Below are 17,503 nucleotides of genomic sequence, written 5' to 3'. Positions count from 1 at the left end.
TCCGGGAACGTCGGCCGGTCAGAAGAATAGCCCCGCGCCCGGGGCGGCCCGGTCACAGCAGCCCGGCCAGGAGCGCGGCGGCGCGCGCGGCCCCGTCGCCCGCGACGGGCCGGTAGTCGACCCGCCGGCCGATCTCGGTGGCGACGGTCTCGGCGAGGAGACCGGGATCGAGGTCGGCGTAGTCCAGCCGGCGCCCGGCGCCGTGGCGGCGCAGCCGGTGGGCGACGTGGAACTGCTGCTCGAAGTGGTTGCGGAGCGGGACGTAGACGAACGGCCGCCCGGCCGCGGTCAGCTCCATGCAGGTCGTCAGCCCGCCCTGGACCACGGCCAGGTCGCAGGCGGCCAGGTGGCGGTGCAGGTCGGGGACCCACGAGCGCACCTCCAGGCCGGGATGGGACGGCAGCCGGGACGGGTCGGCCCGCGGTCCGGCGACCACGACCATGCGCAGGCCGGGCACGCGCCGGGCGGCCTCGGGGAAGGCGGCCGCGACCCGCCCCAGGAGGTCGCCGCCGACGCCGGAGCCCCCGGCGCTCACCAGGCACACCGGCTCCCCCGGCCGGTAGCCGAGCTCGGCGCGCAGCGCCTCCCGGTCGGCGTGCGCGGCCGGGTCGAAGCCGGTGACGTACCCGGCGAAATCGAAGTGGGCCTCGGTCCACTCCCGGATCGACGGCAGCCCCGGGCCGAAGTCGCCCCCGACCACGTCCTCGGGGTCGCCGACGAACACCGCGCGGTCGCGCAGCCGGGGGAAGCGCTCGACCCGCCTGATCATCTCGGCGTTGTGGTCGGCGGCCACCAGCGCCTCCCGCTCACCGCCGGACGGCATCGGCAGCATGCCCACGAAGTCGGTCAGCCAGGCGTAGGAGAACCGCTTCAGTTCGGGGTTGTCGTGCAGGAAGTGGTCGACCTCCCAGGCCTCGTCCCCGATCACCAGGTCGTACGGCTCGTCCCGCACGACGTCGTGGAAGACCATGAAGTTGGCCAGCAGGATCTCGTCCATCCGCCGCAGCGCCTGGAAGCAGTGCAGGTCGTGCTCGCCCGCCTCACTCTCGATGTGCGCCGACTCGCAGGCCAGCCAGCGGCTCGCGGGGTGCACCCGCTCCCCGGCCGCCTCCAGCGCCCGGGTGACCGGGTCCTGGGCGAGCCAGTCGATCCGCACGTCCGGGTGGAGGGCGCGCAGCTCGCGGGCTATCGCCACGTCCCTGCGGGCGTGCCCGAGCCCGATCGGGGAGCACAGGTACAGCACCCGGCGCGGCCGGCGGCTCCACCGGCTCCAGGTCCGCCGCGGCTGCGGCGGGGCGAACCGCGCGGCGAAGTCGCCGATGAGCAGGTTCACCCGGACCGGATCGCGGGCCTGGGGCGCGTGGCCGCCGCCGTCGAGGATCTCCAGCCGCCCTCCGGCCAGTTCCGCGAGCGCCTCGCCGCACTGCAGCGGGACGACCCGGTCGCGGTCGCCGTGGATCACCAGCAGGGGGCAGGTGAGGCGGGCGCACCAGTCCAGGACCGTGTCCCGGTCCGGGCGCTCGGCGAGGCTCTCGGCGACCAGCACCTCGCCGGTGGTCTCCAGGCCCCACGCCACGCCGTCCTCGATGGCCTTGGTGGAGTGGGACTCGGAGAAGCACTGGCCGAAGAAGAACCAGAGGAAGTCCTCGTGGTCGTCGACCCAGTAGCGCCGGTTGTACTTGAGCCAGTGCGTCATCGGGTCGTGGCGGCCCCGCCGTACCGCCGAGGGCTCCGCCTCGGGCGGCGGCCCGTCCAGATTCGGCGGGCCGTACGGCACGAGCGGCACGGCGGGGCCGATCGCGATGACCCCCAGCACCCGTTCGGAGTGCTCGGCCGCCAGTTCGAGCGCCCAGTTCGCGGCTCTGGACAGCCCGGCGACCACCGCCCGGCCGGTGTCCGTCGCCTCCAGGACCGCCAGCGCGTAGCCGACCTGCGCCCGCTGCGCGTAGGCGGCGGGCGCGAGCGGCCGGTCCGAGCGCCCGTTGCCCGGGCCGTCGTAGAGCACCACGCGGTGGTGCCGGGCCAGGAAGGCGACCTGCATCTTCCAGATCTGCTTGTGCACGATCGTCCAGGTCGGCAGGAGCAGGATGGTGGGCCCGCCGGTGCCGTGCACCTCGTAGTGGATCTTCACGCCGCCGTGTTCGACGAAGCCTTCGGAGTCCGCCTGTCTCGCCTTCATGACCCGGCCTCTCAGGGACGCGCCTCGTACACCATGTTGAACGGATTCTCCGCGACCTTGCGGAAGCGGGTGAACCCGGCGTCGGAGGCGAGCCTCCTGATCGGGGCCTCGCCCGCCTGGGCGCCCAGGGCGTACCCCCCGGCCTGCGACATCGCGTTGGGCACGCACAGGAAGGTCGAGAACGAGTAGTAGACCCGTCCGACCGGGTTGAGGTTGGCGGCGACGCTGTCGCCCGCCGCGGGCTCGACCACCATCCAGGTGCCGTCGGGGGCCAGCGACTCCCGGATGTGCCGGGCCGCGCCGAGCGGGTCGCCCATGTCGTGCAGGCAGTCGAAGGAGGTGATCAGGTCGTACGGCCCGCCGGAGAACGTCTGCGCGGAGGCGGTCTCGAAGCTGACCCGGCCGTTCAGGCCCGCCTCGGCCGCCCGGATCCCGGCCTGCTTGACCGAGCCGTCGTGATAGTCGGAGCCGACGAAGACCGAGGCGGGGTAGGCCTGCGCCATCAGCACCGTGGACGCGCCGTGCCCGCAGCCGACGTCGGCCACCCGGGCCCCGGCGCGGAGCTTGTCCTCCACGCCGTCCAGGGCGGGGATCCAGGTCGTGGCCACGTTGGCGGCGTAGCCGGGGCGGAAGAACCGCTCGCAGCCGGTGAACACGTCGGGGTCGTGCTCGTGCCAGCCGACGCCGCCGCCGGTGCGGAAGGCCTCGATGATCTGCTCCTGGGCCCGCAGGGCGCCGGCGGCGAGCTGGAAGGCACCGGGGGCGAACACCGCGCCGTCCGGGTCGGTCAGCGCGAACGCCTGCTCCTCGGTGAGCCGGTAGGTCCCGCTCTCGGCGTCGTACTCCACGTACCCGCCGGCGGCCTGGCCGCGCAGCCACTCCTCCACGTAGCGGGGGTGGGTGCCGGTCCGCTCGGCGAGCGCCTCCGGCCGGAGCGGTTCGCCCGCCAGGGCGCGGTACAGGCCCAGCCTGTCCCCCACGAGCACGTTGCCCGCGGCCATCGTGGCGCCCACGTCGCCGACGAACTTGAGCAGGAACTCCATGAGTCTGTCCTGGTCGACCGCCATGGCCGGTCTCCTCTCTGTCCGGATTCACCGCCGATCGCCGTGAATCTCTGTAGATCGCCCCCAGATTCCTCGGAACCGTTGCAGGAACGTTGCAGAGCGAAGGCAAAACTTGGGGGCGTGGACGACGAGATCGAACTGCGGCTGGTGGGGAGCCTGGCCGTCGGCCGGGCCGGCGAGGTCCGCTCGTCCGGCGCGGTGGGCAGCCGCCAGGCGCGCACGCTGCTGGCCCTGCTCGCGGTACGGCGCGGCCACCTGGTCCCCTCCGACGCCATCACCGACGTGCTGTGGGACGGCGCCCCGCCGTCACGGCCGGCGCAGAACCTGGCCACGCTGGTCAGCCGGTTGCGCATGACGTTCGGTCCCGAGGTGATCGTCGGGGGGCGGGGCGGTTACCGGCTGGGCCCCGGCGTCACCGTCGACCTGGACCGGGCGGCGGCCCTGGTCGGCGAGGCCGAGACGCGGCTCACCGGCGGGGAGCCCGTGCTCGCGCTGGCCGCCGCCCGCGGCGCGGCGGAGCTGCTGGCGGCGGCCGGGGTGCTGGCGGACCAGCCCGACGCCCTGTGGGCCGAGCCCGCGCGCACCGTCCAGGCCGGGCTGCTGCGCCGGGCCAGGCACACCGCGGCCGAGGCCGCGCTGCGGACCAGGAACCCGGCCGAGGCCGTCACCGCCGCGGAGGCGGCGATCCGCGCCGACCCGCTCGACGAGGCCGCCCACCGGCTGCTCATGCGCGCGCACGAGGCCGCCGGGGAGCCGGGCCGGGCGCTGGCGGCGTACGAGAGGCTGCGGGAGACGCTCGCCGAGGAGCTCGGCGCCGATCCCGCCCGCGTCACACGCGATCTGCACGAGGCCATCCTGCGGGAGCGGGCCGTCGCGGGACCGATCGGCGCCGGGGACGGGCCCGCCGGACGGGAGGCCGGGTCCCACGGGTCTCACGGGTCTCTCGGCTCCGGCGCATCCACCGGGTCCGCCGGGTTCACGGGGTTCGGCGGGTCCGCCGGGTTCACCGGGTCCGTCGGGTTCACCGGCCGCGAGGCCGAGCTGGCGCGGCTGGCCGCCGCGTGGGAGGAGGCGGTGCGCGGCCGGCCGCGGCTGGTGCTGCTCACCGGCGAGGCCGGCATCGGGAAGACGAGCCTGGCCGAGCAGGCGTCCCGGGCCGCGCGCGCCGCCGGTGGCCGGGTGGTCTCGACGCGCTGCTTCGAGGTGGAGCGCTCCCTGTTCCTCCAGCCGTTCACCGAGGTGCTGACGCAGCTCGCCGGCGGGCTGTCCGCCGCCGAGCTGCGGGAGGCGGCGGGCGGGCGGGCCGCGGCGCTGGCCCGGCTGGTGCCCGACGTCGCCGCAGCGCTCCCCGGTGTGGCGGCCGAGCACGCCAGCGCGGAGACCGAGCGCCGCCGGGCCTACGAGGCGGTCGCCCTGTTCCTGCGGCGCATGTGCGCCCGTCAGCCGGTGCTGCTGCTCCTGGACGACCTGCACCACGCCAGCATGGCCACGGTCGAGCTGCTCCACTATCTGGCGGCCCGCTCGGGGCCCGGCCGGCTGCTCGCGCTGGCCACCGTACGGGCCGAGGAGGGCCGGACCGTCCTGGACCTGCTGGGGGAGGTCGCCGAACAGATCGAGATCGGGCCGCTGGATCCGGCCGCCGTCGCCCGGCTGGCCGCCGCCGCGGGCCACGCGGAACTGGCCGGCCGGATCGGGGAGCGCACCCGGGGCCACCCGCTGTTCGTGGTCGAGACGCTGCGCGCGCTGGCGGCGGGCGGATCGGGCATCCCCGCCTCGCTGCGGACCAGCGTGCTGGCCCGGGTACGGCGCGCGGGCGAGCCGGCCGAGGAGCTGCTGCGCGCCGCGGCGGTCCTCGGGCCGTCGTTCTCCCCGGAGACGGTGGCGGGCCTGCTCGGCATCGGGGTCCAGGAGGCGGCCCGCCGCTGCGAGCGGATCCTCGCCGCCCGGCTGAGCGTCGTCACCGGCCGGGTCTACGAGTTCGCCAACGACCTGGTCCAGGAGATCCTGTACGACAGCGTCCCCGCGCCGACCCGGACCGCCTACCACCGCGCCGCGGCGGATCTCCTGACCGGCAACCCGGAGGCCGTCGCCCGGCACAGCGCCGCCGCGGAGGACTGGCCGAGGGCCGCCCGCGGCTGGCTCACCGCGGGCCAGCGCGCCATGGCCGGGTACGCGGTCGACGACGCCAAGGGCCTGCTCGACCTCGCGCTCGACGCGGCGACCCGGGCGGCGGACCCCGAGCTGCAGGGCCAGGCGCACCTCAACCGGGGCCGGGTCAACGAGATGGCGTTCCGGTACGAGGAGGCGCTCGTCGACCACGAGGCCGCAGTGGAGCTGGCCCGGGTCACCGGTGACCGCCGGCTGGAGATGAACGCGCTGCGCCAGCTCGGCGGCGCGGCCTGGGCCGGGGTCGGGAGGTCCGTCGACGAGGGGGCCGCGCACCTGCTGGCGGCGCTCCGGCACGCGACGCTGCTGGGCGACCACGACGCCGAGGCCCACCTGCTCGGCTGGCTGGCCGTGGTCAGCAGCAACCGGCTGCTGCTGGCCGACGCGCTCGCGTACGGCGAGCGGGCGTTGCTCGCGGCGCGGCTGTCCGGTGACGACCACGCCCGCGCCGCCGCCCTGGACGGGCTGAAGACGGCCCACGCCCACCTGGGCGAGATGCCCGCGCTCGGCCGCCTGATCGGCGAGCTGGAGCCGCTGCTGCGGCGGCTCGGCGACCTGTGGTTGCTGCAGTGGTGCGTCTTCGAGTCCGCGCTGCCGGCGGCCGCGACCGGAGCCTGGGACGAGGCGGCGGCCCGGATATCGGAGGCGCTGGCCGTCAACCGGCGCAGCGGCTACACCGGCTACGAGAAGTGGTACGTCGCCCACCTGGGCTGGATCGCCCGGCTCCGGGGCCGCCACGACGACGCGGTCCGCTACGGCCGTCAATCGCTGGACCTGGACTCGCACGCCTGGTGGAGCGCCGCGGCCCTCGGCATGCACGCGACCACCCTGATCGAGATCGGTGAGACCCGCGAGGCCGCCGCGCTCCTGGAACGCGGCCTGGAGGACTGCACCCCGCCTGACACCCAGGCCTACCGGTTGCGCTGCCTGGCCCCGATGGCGGAGGCGACCGGCTCGCGCGTGCTCCTGGAGGAGGCCGACGCGATGCTCCGCGCGATCCAGGCGCCGTCCGGCGCGGCCTGGTTGCAGGGCACGGACGTCTACGTGTCCGTGGCGCGGGCCTGGCTCGCCCGCGGTGCGCCGCGCGAGGCGCTGCGCGTGCTGGAGCCCGTGCTCGCCGCCGCACCCGCGGCCGGCTGGCTGGCCCCGGCCGCCGCGGCCGGGGACCTGGCGGCCCGCTGCCGGGCGGAGCTCTGAACGGCGCGAAGCTCTGAACCGCGCGAAGCTCTGAACGACCGCGCCTCCTCGAAAAGCCGGTCGTCGGAGGGGACGACTACTCTTCCGGCATGCCAGAAATCTCGGGGGAACAGCTCGAAAACCTAGACATGTCATCACCTGACCTGGCGTTCGTGGTGTCCGCGGACCCGGAGCGCGTCCTGGCGGCGCTGGACGGGACGCCCGGCCCGCGGGCACGGTTCGTGGCCGCGGTGTACCGGGCCTCGGCCGCCACGCACCGTGACATGGGCCCCGCCCGGCGGCGGCAGGTGCTGGCCGTCGACGCCGCCAGGTTCGGGGACCGGGAGCTGGCCGCCGGATTCACGGCCGTGGACCTGCCCGGCGAGCCCTCCCCCGGATGGAGGGTCGCCTGGGCCGGCGGTTCGCTGCTCGACCACCGGCTCCTGCACGTGCTGGCCGGCCACGACGGTCCGGTCCGCACGGTCGCCGCCGCGACCGCGGACGGGCGGCCCGTGGCCGTCACCGGCGGCGCCGACAAGACGGTGCGGATCTGGGACCTGGAGACGGGCCGTCAGATGGGCGAACCGCTGTACGGCCGCACCGACCCGATATCGTCCGTGACCTCCGAGGCGGTGGCGATCTCCGCCGCGACCGTGGACGGGCGGCCCGTCGCCGTCACCGGAGGCGACGACGGGCGTCTCTCGCTCGTGGACCTGACCGCGGGCGAGGACTTCCGCAAGCCGCTGTCGGCGCACCGGGACGGGGTGAGCGCGGTGGCCACGGCCGTACTCGCCGATCGCCCGATCGCCGTGACCGCCGGACGCGACGACATCGTGCGAGTGTGGGACCTGCGCACCCACCGGAAAGTGGGAGAGGCCGGCACGGCTCACCCCGTCCAGACCGGCTCCGTGGGGGCGGTGAGCACGGCGGTGGTGGGCGGGGAGCCGGTCGCCCTCACCGCGGGCACCGACGGGACGGTCGGCGTCTGGTTGCTGGAGCCCGGCGGTTCGTTCGCCCGGGGCCCGATCCGGGACCCGGACGCGCGTGCCGCGCTGTGGCTGCGGCACCGGCTCTCCGGCCACCGGGGACCGGTCCTGGCGGTGACCTCCGTCGTCGTGGACGGGCGGCCCCTCGCCGTCACCGCGGGCGCCGACCACACCGTGCGCGTCTGGGACCTGGAGACGGGCCGCCAGTCGGGCGGACCCCTGACCGGCCACACCGACCGCGTGTGGTCGGTGGCCACCGCGACCGTGGACGGGCGGCCCCTCGCCGTCACCGCGGGCGCCGACCACACCGTGCGCGTCTGGGACCTGAAGGCGGGCCGCCAGTCGGGCGGACCCCTGACCGGCCACACCGATCACGTGTGGTCGGTGGCCACCGCGACCGTGGACGGGCGCCCCGTCGCGCTCACCGCAGGGGCCGACCGCACGGTACGAATCTGGGACCTGTCCGAGGCCCACCACGCCGGGCCCGGCCGTACCCGGTCCGACCACGCCGGGCCCGGCCGCACCCGGTCCGGGCACGCCGGAGCGCGCCCCACCGGCTCCGGGCGCGCCGGGCACACCGGTCCGGTCCTGGCGGCCGCCACCGCGACCGTGGACGGGCGCCCCGTCGCCGTCACCGCGGGCGCCGACCGCACCGTGCGCACCTGGGACCTCGGCACCGGCCTGGAGGCCGGCCCGCCCCTCGGCGGCTTCGAGGAGGAGACGGCGGTGCTGGCCACGGCCGTGCTGGGCGGGCGGTCCGTCGCCGTCACCGTCGACGCTGACTGCGCCGTGAACGTGTGGGACCTCCTGGACGGCCGCCGGGTGGGCGAACCCCTGGCCGGGCACACCGGCCGGGTGCTGGCGATCGCCACCGCGACCGTGGACGGGCGCCCCGTCGCCGTCACCGCGGGCGCCGACCGCACGGTGCGCGTCTGGGACCTGGAGAAGGGCCGCCAGTCGGGCGAACCCCTGGCCGGGCACACCGGCCGGGTGACGGCGGTCGCCACCGCGATGGTGGACGGACGGCCCGTCGCCGTCACCGGGGGCTGGGACAAGACGGTGCGGATCTGGGACCTGGAGCCGGGTCACCGGACGGGCGACCCGCTGACCGGCCACGGCGACTGGGTGACCGCGGTCGCCACCGCGACCGTGGACGATCGCCCCGTCGCCGTCACCGCGGGCCGCGACGCCGTACTCCGCCTGTGGGACCTCGCCGGCGCACGGCCGCTGGGCGAGCCGCTGACCGGGATCCCGGCACGGGCCCTGACCACCGCGGTGGTGGGCGGGCGTCCCGTCGCCGTCACCGGCCATGGTGAGACGGTGCGGATCCTGGAGCTGCCGGACGGCCGCCCGGCCGGGGCCGAGCTGACGTTCCCGCTGCCGGTGGGGCCGCTCGCCCCGGCCCCGGACGGCGGGCTGATCGCCGGTTTCGGCCGGGAGGTCGCGCTGCTCCTGCCCCGTTGACGGACCGGCCCACGCGGCGTCGCCGTACCCCGGAACGCCGATGGACAGCAGTGGATATGTCCGTGAAATTGCGTGCTAGACAGATTTAGCAACCGGGTGGATCGTGTGGGGAGGGCAGCGGGGCCAGACAGGACGCGCGGCCGGCCGTTGCCGGGCTGGAGGACCCATGACCGCCAATGTGATGGTTGTGGTCGAGCGGCAGTACGACTATCCCCGGCCGGAGGTGTTCCGGGCCTGGACGGCCCCGGAGGAGATGGCCCAGTGGCGTGGCAGCCCCGGCTGGCACGTGGAGACCGAGACGGTCACCTCCGACCTGAAGCTCGGTGGACGCCACCACCACGTCAAGGTCCGCGACAACGACCCCACCACCCGGGTGACGACCGACGCGGTCTTCACCGAGTACTTCGAGCCCGACGTCTTCGTCGCGCGGCAGCGCATCACCGGAGACCCGGGCATCGACCCCGACGCCCCGCTGGAGCTGCGGGTCGAGTTCACCAAGACGGGGCGCAACGGCACCCTGGTGCGCATCGTCCAGGGCCCCTACGACCCGACCGTCGCCGGCTACCACAGCAAGGGCTGGGAGCTCGAACTCGACCGCCTGGAGACCTACCTGGCCGGGCACCGGAACCGGGAGGTGCCCCGGTGACGACGACGCAGCCCGCCGCGGTGCACCTCACCATCGTGCGGCAGAAGCCGCTGATGACCATGCGGCAGATCCTGCTGATGAACTTCGGGTTCTTCGGCATCCAGTACAGCTTCGGCATGCAGCAGACCGCGGTGAACCCCATCTACAACTTCCTCGGAGCCTCCCCCGAGGACCTGCCGCTGCTGAACCTGGCCGGCCCCGTCACCGGGCTGCTCATCCAGCCGATCATCGGCGCGCTGTCGGACCGGACCTGGAGCCCGCGCTGGGGCCGCCGCAAGCCGTACTTCCTCATCGGCGCGATCGGCTGCAGCATCTGCCTGTTCCTGTTCCCGTTCGTGGCCGCCATCTGGACGGCCGTGCTGCTGCTGTGGATCCTCGACGCCAGCAACAACACGGCCATGGAGCCCTACCGCGCCTTCATCGCCGACAAGCTGCCGCCGTCGCAGCTGGCCAAGGGGTTCCTGGCGCAGAGCTTCTTCACCGGGTTCGGGATCACCCTCGCCAACATCTCGCTGTTCGTCTTCCAGAACCTCATCAGCGGGGCGACCTCGGCCGGCATCCCGTACTGGGTCGTCGGCTCCTTCATGCTGGGCGCCGTGTGCTCCATCGGCACCGTCCTGGTGTCGATCCTCACCACCCCGGAGATCCCCCCGAGCGAGGAGGAACTGGCGGCGCTGCGGGCCAGGAAGGGCGGCTTCGCCTCCGCGCTGCGGGAGATCTGGGACGCGATCGTCGAGATGCCCGGGGAACTGCGCAAGCTCGCGCTGGTGTACCTCTTCCAGTGGTACGCGATGGTCTGCTACTGGCAGTACGTCTCGCTGTCCATCGCCGAGTCCGTCTACGGCGTGAGCGCCGACGATCCCAAGTACGCCGACGCCGTCTCCTGGACCGGGCTCGTCAACGGCTGGTACAACATCGTCACCTTCTGCGTGGCCTTCCCCCTGGTGACGCTGGCCCGCAGGCGCGGGGCCAAGTGGGTGCACATCTTCTGCCTGCTGTGCGCCGCGGTCGGGCTGGTGGTCTTCGCCAACCTGACCAACCAGTACCTGCTCTTCATCCCGATCATCGGCCTCGGCATCGCCTGGGCCTCGATCATGGGCGTGCCGTACATCATGGCCGTGCGGATGATCCCGTCCACGCGCTACGGCGTGTACATGGGGATCATCAACATGATGATCGTCATTCCGATGCTCATCCAGACGCTGACCTTCGGCTGGATCTACGAGAACGTCCTGGGCGGCGACCCGACCAACGCGATCATGTTCGCGGGGATCATGCTCGCCGTGGCCGCCCTCGCCATGACATGGATCAAGGAGCCGCCCATCGTCCGCGACGTCGACGACGTCATGCAGATGCCCGCGGGCGCGCACTGAGGGAGGTGGACCGATGGGCAAGGCACCCGACTACCGCACGATCGTCGTGGGCACCGACGGCTCGCCGCTGGCCGCCCCGACCGTCACCCGGGCCGCGTGGCTGGCCGCCCAGGCCGACGCCGACCTGGTCATCGTCTGCGCCTACGCCGAGCTCTCCCGCCGGCAGGAGGCGCGCAACGTCGCCACCCTGGGCGACTCGCGCGCCGGCCAGATCCCGGGGCGCGACACCGCCGGCGCGGCCATCGCCTCGGCCGTGGCCCTGGCCCGGGAACAGGGCGCGACCATCGCGGCGGCGCTCATGGCCGACGGCGAGCCGGCGAGCACGCTGCTGTCCACCGCCAGGGACAGGGCCGCCGACCTCCTCGTCGTCGGGGCGCTGCGCGACGCCGGCATCGCCGACCGGCTGCTGGGCACCGTCGCCACCGAGGTGGTGCGCCGCGCGGAGTGCGAGGTGCTGATCGTGCGCCCGCCCCACGGGGCGCCGGAGCTCCACGCACCGCAGGAGCCCCCTCCGGCCTGAGCCGGGGGAGGGCCGGGTCCGCGCCCGCCGCACCGGCGCGGACCCGGCCCACGGACATGCCCGCCGGGCCGACAACGGATCCGGCCCCGCGGCGGGGTCAGGCCGGGGAGCCGGCCCGCACCGTCGCGGCGATGACCTCCAGGGCGGAGCGCGGGGCGCGGCCGAGCAGGGTGCGCAGGTCACCGCCGGTCCGCCCGATGAACCCGCCCGCGATGGCGGAGTACGTGCCCACCAGCATCGGGACCTGGAAGGGTGCCAGTCCCAGGGCGGTGAAGGTTTCGCGGGCCCGGGCCAGGGTGCCGGGCTCGTAGGAGACGGCGGCCCCGGTGATCCGGGAGTGCAGCGCCGCGAGGTCGGCCCCGCCGACGGCCTCCTCACCGACCAGCTCGTAGGTCCGGCCCTCGTGCGCCGCGGCGTCGGCGATCACGCGCGCGGCGGCCTCGGCGAGGTCCCGCCTGGCGACCGCGGCCAGCCGCCCCTCCCCCAGGGGCGCGGTGATCCGGCCGTCCTCGACGGGGGTCAGCGTGGCGAGCAGTTCGGCGTAGAGGCCGTTGCGCAGGATCGTCCAGCGCGCCGTACCCGACCGGAGCCTGTGCTCGGTCCAGCGGTGGGCCAGGGCATAGGCCAGGTGGTCGCCGTCGGCGCTGAGGCTGGTGTAGACGATGTGCCCGACCCCGGCCTTCTCCGCCGCCTCGATCGCGGCCCCGTGCCGGGCGATGACCTCGTCGTCCTCGCCGTACCCCGCCGAGATGAGCAGGAGCCTGTCCACCCCCGCGAAACCGTCCGCCAGCGAGGCCGGGTCGCCGAAGTCGACGCGGCGCACCGGCACCCCCGCCGGGGCGCTCTCCGGGTCCCTGGTCCCGGCGACGACGTACCGGTCATCGGGCGCCCCCGCGGACCGGGTCAGATGGTCGATGACGAGCCGCCCCAGGGCGCCCGACGCGCCGGTGACGAGGATCATGAGGATTCCCCCGATCATGTGGTTCTCTCAGGTAACTGGGATCATCATCAAGAACCGGGACGGATCCCATAAGGAGGCACTTCGATGTCGGTGGGGCACACGCAGGTAACCGCGTCCGCGGAACCGGTCGTCTCCTGCGGCGGCGAGCACGAGGACTGCGGCATCCGCGAGGTGCTGGACAGGATCGGGGACAAGTGGTCGGTCCTGGTGATCGTCGAGCTGGCCCAGGGGGTGCGCCGGTTCCGGCAGCTCCAGCGGGCGGTGCCCGGCATCTCCCAGCGCATGCTCACCCTGACCGTCCGCCGCCTGGAGCGCGACGGCCTGGTGAGCAGGACGGTGTACCCCACGGTCCCCCCGCAGGTGGAGTACGAGCTGACGCCCACCGGCCACAGCCTCACCCACCTGGTCAAGGCCCTGGCCGACTGGTCGGCCGCCCACCGCGAGGGTATCGCCGCCTCCCGGCGCGCGTGGGACGCCGCCCACCCGGACGCCGGCATCCGCTGAGTACGGCGCGCGCCTCGGGCCGGGGAACCGACCGGGCGGGCGGAGTTCAGGGCCCCGGGATCAGGGCTCCGGGATCAGGGCTCCGGGATCAGGGCCAGATCTTGGCCTCGGCGGCGAAGAGCTCCGGGTCGCTCTCCACAAGGCCACCGCGTCGGCGGCCTCGGCTTCGGGGGTGTCGATCAGCAGGGCGTGAACGCGGCTTCGATGCATGCGCCGCTCCTTACCCGTACGGCGCGGAACCACCACCTGCCCGCCCGATGGAGGCCCACCGCTCACCCGTCCGGCGCGGGCCCGCCGGGATCACCAGGTACGGCGGGCCGCCGGCTCAGCCCATGAGCGCGCTCGCCCCGCTGAGCGCCATGGCCAGACCGAGGACGGTGACGACGGCCGCGGACACGACCGGCAGCCACACGACGAGCGGGCCGGTGCCCGGACGCCGGAACCTGCGCAACGCCGTACGACCGCTCACCAGGATCAGGCCCAGCCCGATGAGGACCGCGGCCAGGCCGGCGCTGAAGGCGACGACCATGGTCAGTCCCAGCGCGGTGCGGTTGAGGCCGATGGCCAGGAGCAGAACGCTCAGCGCCTCCGGGCAGGGGATGATCCCGCCCGCCACGCCCATGGCGGCGAGGCCCCGCAGGCCCGCCGGAGCGGCGGCCGGGCCCGCGGGCGGACCGGCGGATGAGCCGGTGGGCCGGGTGACGGGCGGGGCGTGCCGGCGCCGGGCCGCCGGACGCAGGAGCCTCGCCGGGGACGTACGGCCGCCGCGGGTGTCACGGGTGTCGTAGGTGTCCCCGGTCTCGTGGCCGTGGCGATCCGGACGATCATGATGATTGGGGCGGCCGTGACCGGATCCGCGGTACCGGTGCCTGCCGCGGCCGGGGTGGTGACGACGGCGGCCGGGGCCGCGGTGTTCAGGCCCGCGGTGTTCGTGTCCGCCGTGTTCGTGTCCGCTGTGCCCATGTCCGCTGTGGCCGCGGTGACGGCGGCGGGCCAGGAGCCTCGCGCCGAGCAGGAGGACGACGATCCCGGCCGTCACCTCCAGGACCGGGACGAGGACCGCCGGGACGACGAACCGGCCCGCGACCAGGACCGCTCCGCCGAGCAGGATCACGGCGGAGGTGTGGGTGGCGGTGATGACGGCTCCGAGGACGACCGCCTGTCCTGGGGTGCTGCGGGCGCCGACCAGATAGGCGGCGAGCATGGCCTTGCCGTGGCCGGGGGTCAGGGCGTGCAGGGCCCCGAGCAGGACGCAGGTGCCGATCAGCACCGCCAGGGCCCAGGGTGATCGCAGCGGAGCACCCAGCGCCTCGAACACGGCCACCCCACCGGCCGCCTGCGCGAGCCTCTCCGTCCCGCCCACCGGCCCCGGTTCCCCGGGCGTCTCCATCCCGCCGGTCGTCCTCGTCCCGTCGCCGGGGCGGGCCAGCGTCAGGGTGATCGTCCGTCCTTGGTCGGCGCGGGTGATGCCGTCCAAGGGCGCGGGATCTGTCTTGGCGACCAGGGCGTTCATCTGGACGGTCGTACGGCCGGGCCGGTAGCGGTCGGTCAAGACGACGCTCCGGGCGCCCGGAGGCAGGGTTGCGATCAGTTCGACGGTCACGGCGCCGCCCGCCGCGGCGAGAAGCCGGTAGGCGGGGTAGACGCGCCCGGTGAGGATGAGCGGGACGGCCCTGCCGTCCACGCGCAGATCGAGCGCCGAGGTCACCGGGGCGGCGTGTGCGGCCGCCTCTCCCGCGGTGATCGTTTCGTCGCCGTCGGCGTCTACGGTCCGCGCGAAGGCGGGTGCCACCAGGACCCCCGGCGTGAGGTCGAGCTCGACGGCCAGGTGAGAGGCGGTGGGGGTGAGATAGACCTGCTGGACGACCTCGTCACCCGGATGGGCACGGACCGGGAATGCGCCCGCCTCGGCACCGGCCCCGGCACCCGTTCCCGCGAACGCGCCCGTCCCGGTGGCGGTTCCGGCGAACGCGCCCGTCCCGACGACCGTCAGCACCGCCGCCGCCGTCCACCGGGCCGGCTGTCGCCGGGTGATCATCACGAACCCGGTCCGGCGCCGTAGTCGTTGCCGGGCTCGCGGTAGATCGAGTGGATGTGAGTGATCCCGCCCGCGTTGGCGCCCCCGCCCTGCTGGTGGGCGAACTCGATGGTGAAGGCCGGTCCCTGGATCCGGTAGTAGATCGGGTTGCCGATCTCGGTCTCCCTGTACCAGGCGAACGTGGTCCCGGCGAGGCCGTCCTCGGCGGACTTCAGCTTGGCGGCGGCCTGTTCGGCGTTGAGCGGCGTGATCCACTCGCTGATCAGGTCGAGCAGCAGGCTCTTCTGCTCGTCGGTGAAGGTCGAGGCCTTGACCCCCTCGGCGGCCAGGGTCTTGTCGTCCTGCCCGGCCCCCAGCACGATCTCCTTCACGGGCGTCGTCAGCACGGCGGCCTCACGCTGGGTGTCGTCCAGAGCCTCCACGAGCTTGAACGCCTTGACCGTCTCCCCGCACAACGGCTCGACCTCGCTGCTCGCCTCGGTGTACCCGGCCGGCTGGGCTCCCCAGAAGGTCGGCGCGAGGGTCACCGCGTCCCCGGCCATCGTGGCGTTCACCGCCAGGTGGTGGCCGCCGTACTGGAGCGTCCACTTCCCGCTCGCCGACGGCGTCCCCAGGATCCGGATCCAGTAGTGGTCCGCCCCGAAGTCGAGGTTCATCCCTCCGGAGGAGGCCAGGACGCCGTCTGCGGCGGTGATCCGGGTGACCTGCCGGTAGCCCTGCCCGCTCAGCGCGGTCTGGAGGATTTTCCGTACGGCCTCCTGCTGGCCGGAGTTCAGCTTGTCCATCCGCAGCCCGGCGCGCTTGAACAGCTGGTCGGGCAGGTTCGACCACTGCGACAGGTTGGCCTGGGTGCGCTCCCCCATCACCGTGGTCTTCTGCGTCTCGTCCAGCGTGCCCAGGAACGCCCGGGTCGCCGCCAGCACCGCCTCCGCCGTCTGTCCGTCCGCCGTACCGGACGGTGTCCCGCCGGCGGTCGAACCGGCCGGGCAGTCCAGGCTCGTCAGGAAGGCCGGCGTCGAGGCGGCCTCGCCACCGCCGCCCGGTCCCCCGGACCCCGGGGGGCCTCCGGGTCCGGAGACGGCCGGGGACCCGGTCGCGGAGCCGGTCGCCCCCTGGTCCGACTCCCCGGAGGAGCAGGCTGCCACGAGTACGAGCAGGGTCGCGAGGCCCAGGAGGCGGCATGCCCCGGCGGGCCGCGACCGGAGAACATGAAGGTGGTGCACGGGCGAGTCCGTTCTTCAGGAGCGTGGTGGACGGCCCGCGCTCACACGGAGACCGGCCGTCGCCGGAACCGGCCGCACGCCGCGGGCACAGGAGAACCCCGTGCTCACAGCTGAACCCGCCGACCGGGATCCTGCGCACGACGACGTCTCCCCGACCCGCTGATGCGCAGGTCAGACCGTGTAGCCGAGGTTAGGCCACGCGGAAGGCCCGGCTGGGGAGGAACTCACCCCTGAAGGGAAAAACCTCCCCGAAAGGCCTCCGGAGTCCCTCCGCGGGCAGCGTTCCGGCCGTCCGGACCGGTCTCGCCCAGTGGAACGCCGGGCGCGTGAAGCCGGTGCTTGCGTAGGTTCGGCCCCATGACCGATCACCCCTTCGAGATCGTCTGCGAGGTCGAGCCGCCGACCCGTCCCGACCTCAAGCGCGTCCGCCACCAGATCGGCACCCTCAGCCAGATCGCCGGTTCCTTCCTGATCCCCGACAACCACATCGGCCGGGCCACGGTCTCCAGCGTCGCGGTCGCCCACGAGGTCCAGGCGATGGGCGGGCGGAGCATCGCCTGTCTCAACTCGCGCGACCGCAATCTGCTGGGCTTCCGCCGGGACCTGCTCACCGCGGCGGCCTACGGGGTGGACCAGTTCCTGTTCGTGTACGGCGACAAGCCCACCACGGGCAACCGGACCGGCGATCTCACCGTCCGCTCGATGATCGAGGAGGTACGCGGGCTCGGCGAGGACCCCGCCTTCGCCGGCGGCCCCGCCTTCCGGGTCGGCACCGCCGCCGGGCTGCGCCCCCTGCCCGCGTGGAAGCGCGCGGCCGACTTCGTGTTCGTGCAGGTCAGCTTCTCACTGGAGACGCTGCTGCGCTGGCGCGAGGCCAACCCGGTGGACGTACCGGTCTACGCGGGAGTGATGGTCATCGCCAGCGAGAACCACGCCCGCCGCATGGCCTCCGCCATCCCGGACATCGACATCCCGGCCGACCTGGTGGAGCGGGTGGCCGCGGACCGGCTGGCCGGAGTCGAGGCGGCCTGCGAGCAGGTGCTGCGCATCCGCGACTCGGGCGCCTTCGACGGCGTGCACCTGATCCCCGTGGCTCGCTACCGCGAGGTGGAGTCCCGGCTGTCCGGAGCGCTCTGAGAAATACCGAGGCCATGGGGACATGTCCACACATGTCCCCATGGCCCGTGAACGCGCCGATGCGCC

The 17,503-nt window shown here is 74.3% G+C and carries 12 protein-coding genes; 7 read left to right on the top strand and 5 right to left on the bottom strand.

Features of this window, described 5'->3' with window-relative positions; translation table 11 throughout:
• Positions 1–52: 52 nt before the first annotated feature.
• Together Pta02_RS10355 and Pta02_RS10350 are read right to left on the bottom strand one after the other, a co-directional pair.
• Positions 53–2,179, bottom strand: coding sequence for an alpha/beta fold hydrolase (locus tag Pta02_RS10355; RefSeq protein ID WP_203874519.1), 2,127 nt, complete (start codon positions 2,177–2,179; stop codon positions 53–55).
• A gap of 11 nt (positions 2,180–2,190) precedes the next feature.
• Positions 2,191–3,246, bottom strand: coding sequence for a class I SAM-dependent methyltransferase (locus Pta02_RS10350; RefSeq protein WP_203874518.1), 1,056 nt, complete (start codon positions 3,244–3,246; stop codon positions 2,191–2,193).
• A gap of 117 nt (positions 3,247–3,363) precedes the next feature.
• Between Pta02_RS10350 and Pta02_RS10345 the strand changes: the two genes are divergently transcribed.
• The 5 genes from Pta02_RS10345 (at position 3,364) to Pta02_RS10325 (ending at position 11,574) form a co-directional block, all read left to right on the top strand.
• Positions 3,364–6,606 (top strand): ATP-binding protein, encoded by a 3,243-nt coding sequence (locus Pta02_RS10345; RefSeq protein WP_203874517.1) that lies wholly within the window; start codon positions 3,364–3,366, stop codon positions 6,604–6,606.
• Positions 6,607–6,734: 128 nt separating this feature from the next.
• Positions 6,735–9,035: a WD40 repeat domain-containing protein gene (locus tag Pta02_RS10340; protein ID WP_203874516.1), complete on the top strand. Its 2,301-nt coding sequence runs from the start codon at positions 6,735–6,737 to the stop codon at positions 9,033–9,035.
• A 166-nt stretch (positions 9,036–9,201) separates the two neighbouring features.
• Positions 9,202–9,681: an SRPBCC family protein gene (locus tag Pta02_RS10335; protein WP_203874515.1), complete on the top strand. Its 480-nt coding sequence runs from the start codon at positions 9,202–9,204 to the stop codon at positions 9,679–9,681.
• Positions 9,678–11,054, top strand: coding sequence for an MFS transporter (locus Pta02_RS10330; RefSeq protein ID WP_203874514.1), 1,377 nt, complete (start codon positions 9,678–9,680; stop codon positions 11,052–11,054). Before Pta02_RS10335 ends, Pta02_RS10330 begins: the two co-directional genes overlap by 4 nt.
• A 13-nt stretch (positions 11,055–11,067) precedes the next feature.
• Positions 11,068–11,574, top strand: a complete 507-nt coding sequence (locus tag Pta02_RS10325) for a universal stress protein (protein ID WP_203874513.1) — start codon at positions 11,068–11,070, stop codon at positions 11,572–11,574.
• Between the two features lie 97 nt (positions 11,575–11,671).
• Here the strand turns inward: Pta02_RS10325 and Pta02_RS10320 are convergent, their stop codons facing one another.
• Positions 11,672–12,553: an NAD(P)H-binding protein gene (locus Pta02_RS10320; RefSeq protein WP_239130070.1), complete on the bottom strand. Its 882-nt coding sequence runs from the start codon at positions 12,551–12,553 to the stop codon at positions 11,672–11,674.
• Between the two features lie 66 nt (positions 12,554–12,619).
• Between Pta02_RS10320 and Pta02_RS10315 the strand changes: the two genes are divergently transcribed.
• Positions 12,620–13,039 (top strand): winged helix-turn-helix transcriptional regulator, encoded by a 420-nt coding sequence (locus Pta02_RS10315; RefSeq protein WP_203874512.1) that lies wholly within the window; start codon positions 12,620–12,622, stop codon positions 13,037–13,039.
• A 325-nt stretch (positions 13,040–13,364) separates the two neighbouring features.
• Here the strand turns inward: Pta02_RS10315 and Pta02_RS10310 are convergent, their stop codons facing one another.
• Both Pta02_RS10310 and Pta02_RS10305 read right to left on the bottom strand, forming a co-directional pair.
• On the bottom strand, positions 13,365–15,077 hold the full coding sequence (locus Pta02_RS10310) for a sulfite exporter TauE/SafE family protein (protein ID WP_203874511.1): 1,713 nt from the start codon (positions 15,075–15,077) through the stop codon (positions 13,365–13,367).
• A complete protein-coding gene (locus Pta02_RS10305; RefSeq protein WP_203874510.1) occupies positions 15,077–16,222 on the bottom strand; it encodes a DUF3500 domain-containing protein in 1,146 nt (381 codons plus the stop codon). The genes Pta02_RS10310 and Pta02_RS10305 overlap by 1 nt, the downstream gene beginning before the upstream one ends.
• A 435-nt stretch (positions 16,223–16,657) precedes the next feature.
• Here Pta02_RS10305 and Pta02_RS10300 point away from each other — a divergent pair, with 435 nt between their 5' ends.
• Positions 16,658–17,437, top strand: coding sequence for a methylenetetrahydrofolate reductase (locus Pta02_RS10300; protein ID WP_203874509.1), 780 nt, complete (start codon positions 16,658–16,660; stop codon positions 17,435–17,437).
• Positions 17,438–17,503: the final 66 nt, after the last annotated feature.

This window comes from Paraplanobispora takensis, assembly GCF_016863195.1.
Classification (GTDB): domain Bacteria; phylum Actinomycetota; class Actinomycetes; order Streptosporangiales; family Streptosporangiaceae; genus Planobispora; species Planobispora takensis.
This window is presented reverse-complemented; position numbering and strand designations above follow the sequence as displayed.

Bases quoted from the DNA above. Each gene is read 5' to 3' on its own strand.
- Pta02_RS10355 (WP_203874519.1), bottom strand. From the start codon at position 2,179: ATGAAGGCGAGACAGGCGGACTCCGAAGGCTTCGTCGAACACGGCGGC.
- Pta02_RS10310 (WP_203874511.1), bottom strand. From the start codon at position 15,077: ATGATCACCCGGCGACAGCCGGCCCGGTGGACGGCGGCGGCGGTGCTG.
- Pta02_RS10320 (WP_239130070.1), bottom strand. From the start codon at position 12,553: ATGATCGGGGGAATCCTCATGATCCTCGTCACCGGCGCGTCGGGCGCC.
- Pta02_RS10350 (WP_203874518.1), bottom strand. From the start codon at position 3,246: ATGGCGGTCGACCAGGACAGACTCATGGAGTTCCTGCTCAAGTTCGTC.
- Pta02_RS10300 (WP_203874509.1), top strand. From the start codon at position 16,658: ATGACCGATCACCCCTTCGAGATCGTCTGCGAGGTCGAGCCGCCGACC.
- Pta02_RS10315 (WP_203874512.1), top strand. From the start codon at position 12,620: ATGTCGGTGGGGCACACGCAGGTAACCGCGTCCGCGGAACCGGTCGTC.
- Pta02_RS10335 (WP_203874515.1), top strand. From the start codon at position 9,202: ATGACCGCCAATGTGATGGTTGTGGTCGAGCGGCAGTACGACTATCCC.
- Pta02_RS10325 (WP_203874513.1), top strand. From the start codon at position 11,068: ATGGGCAAGGCACCCGACTACCGCACGATCGTCGTGGGCACCGACGGC.
- Pta02_RS10340 (WP_203874516.1), top strand. From the start codon at position 6,735: ATGTCATCACCTGACCTGGCGTTCGTGGTGTCCGCGGACCCGGAGCGC.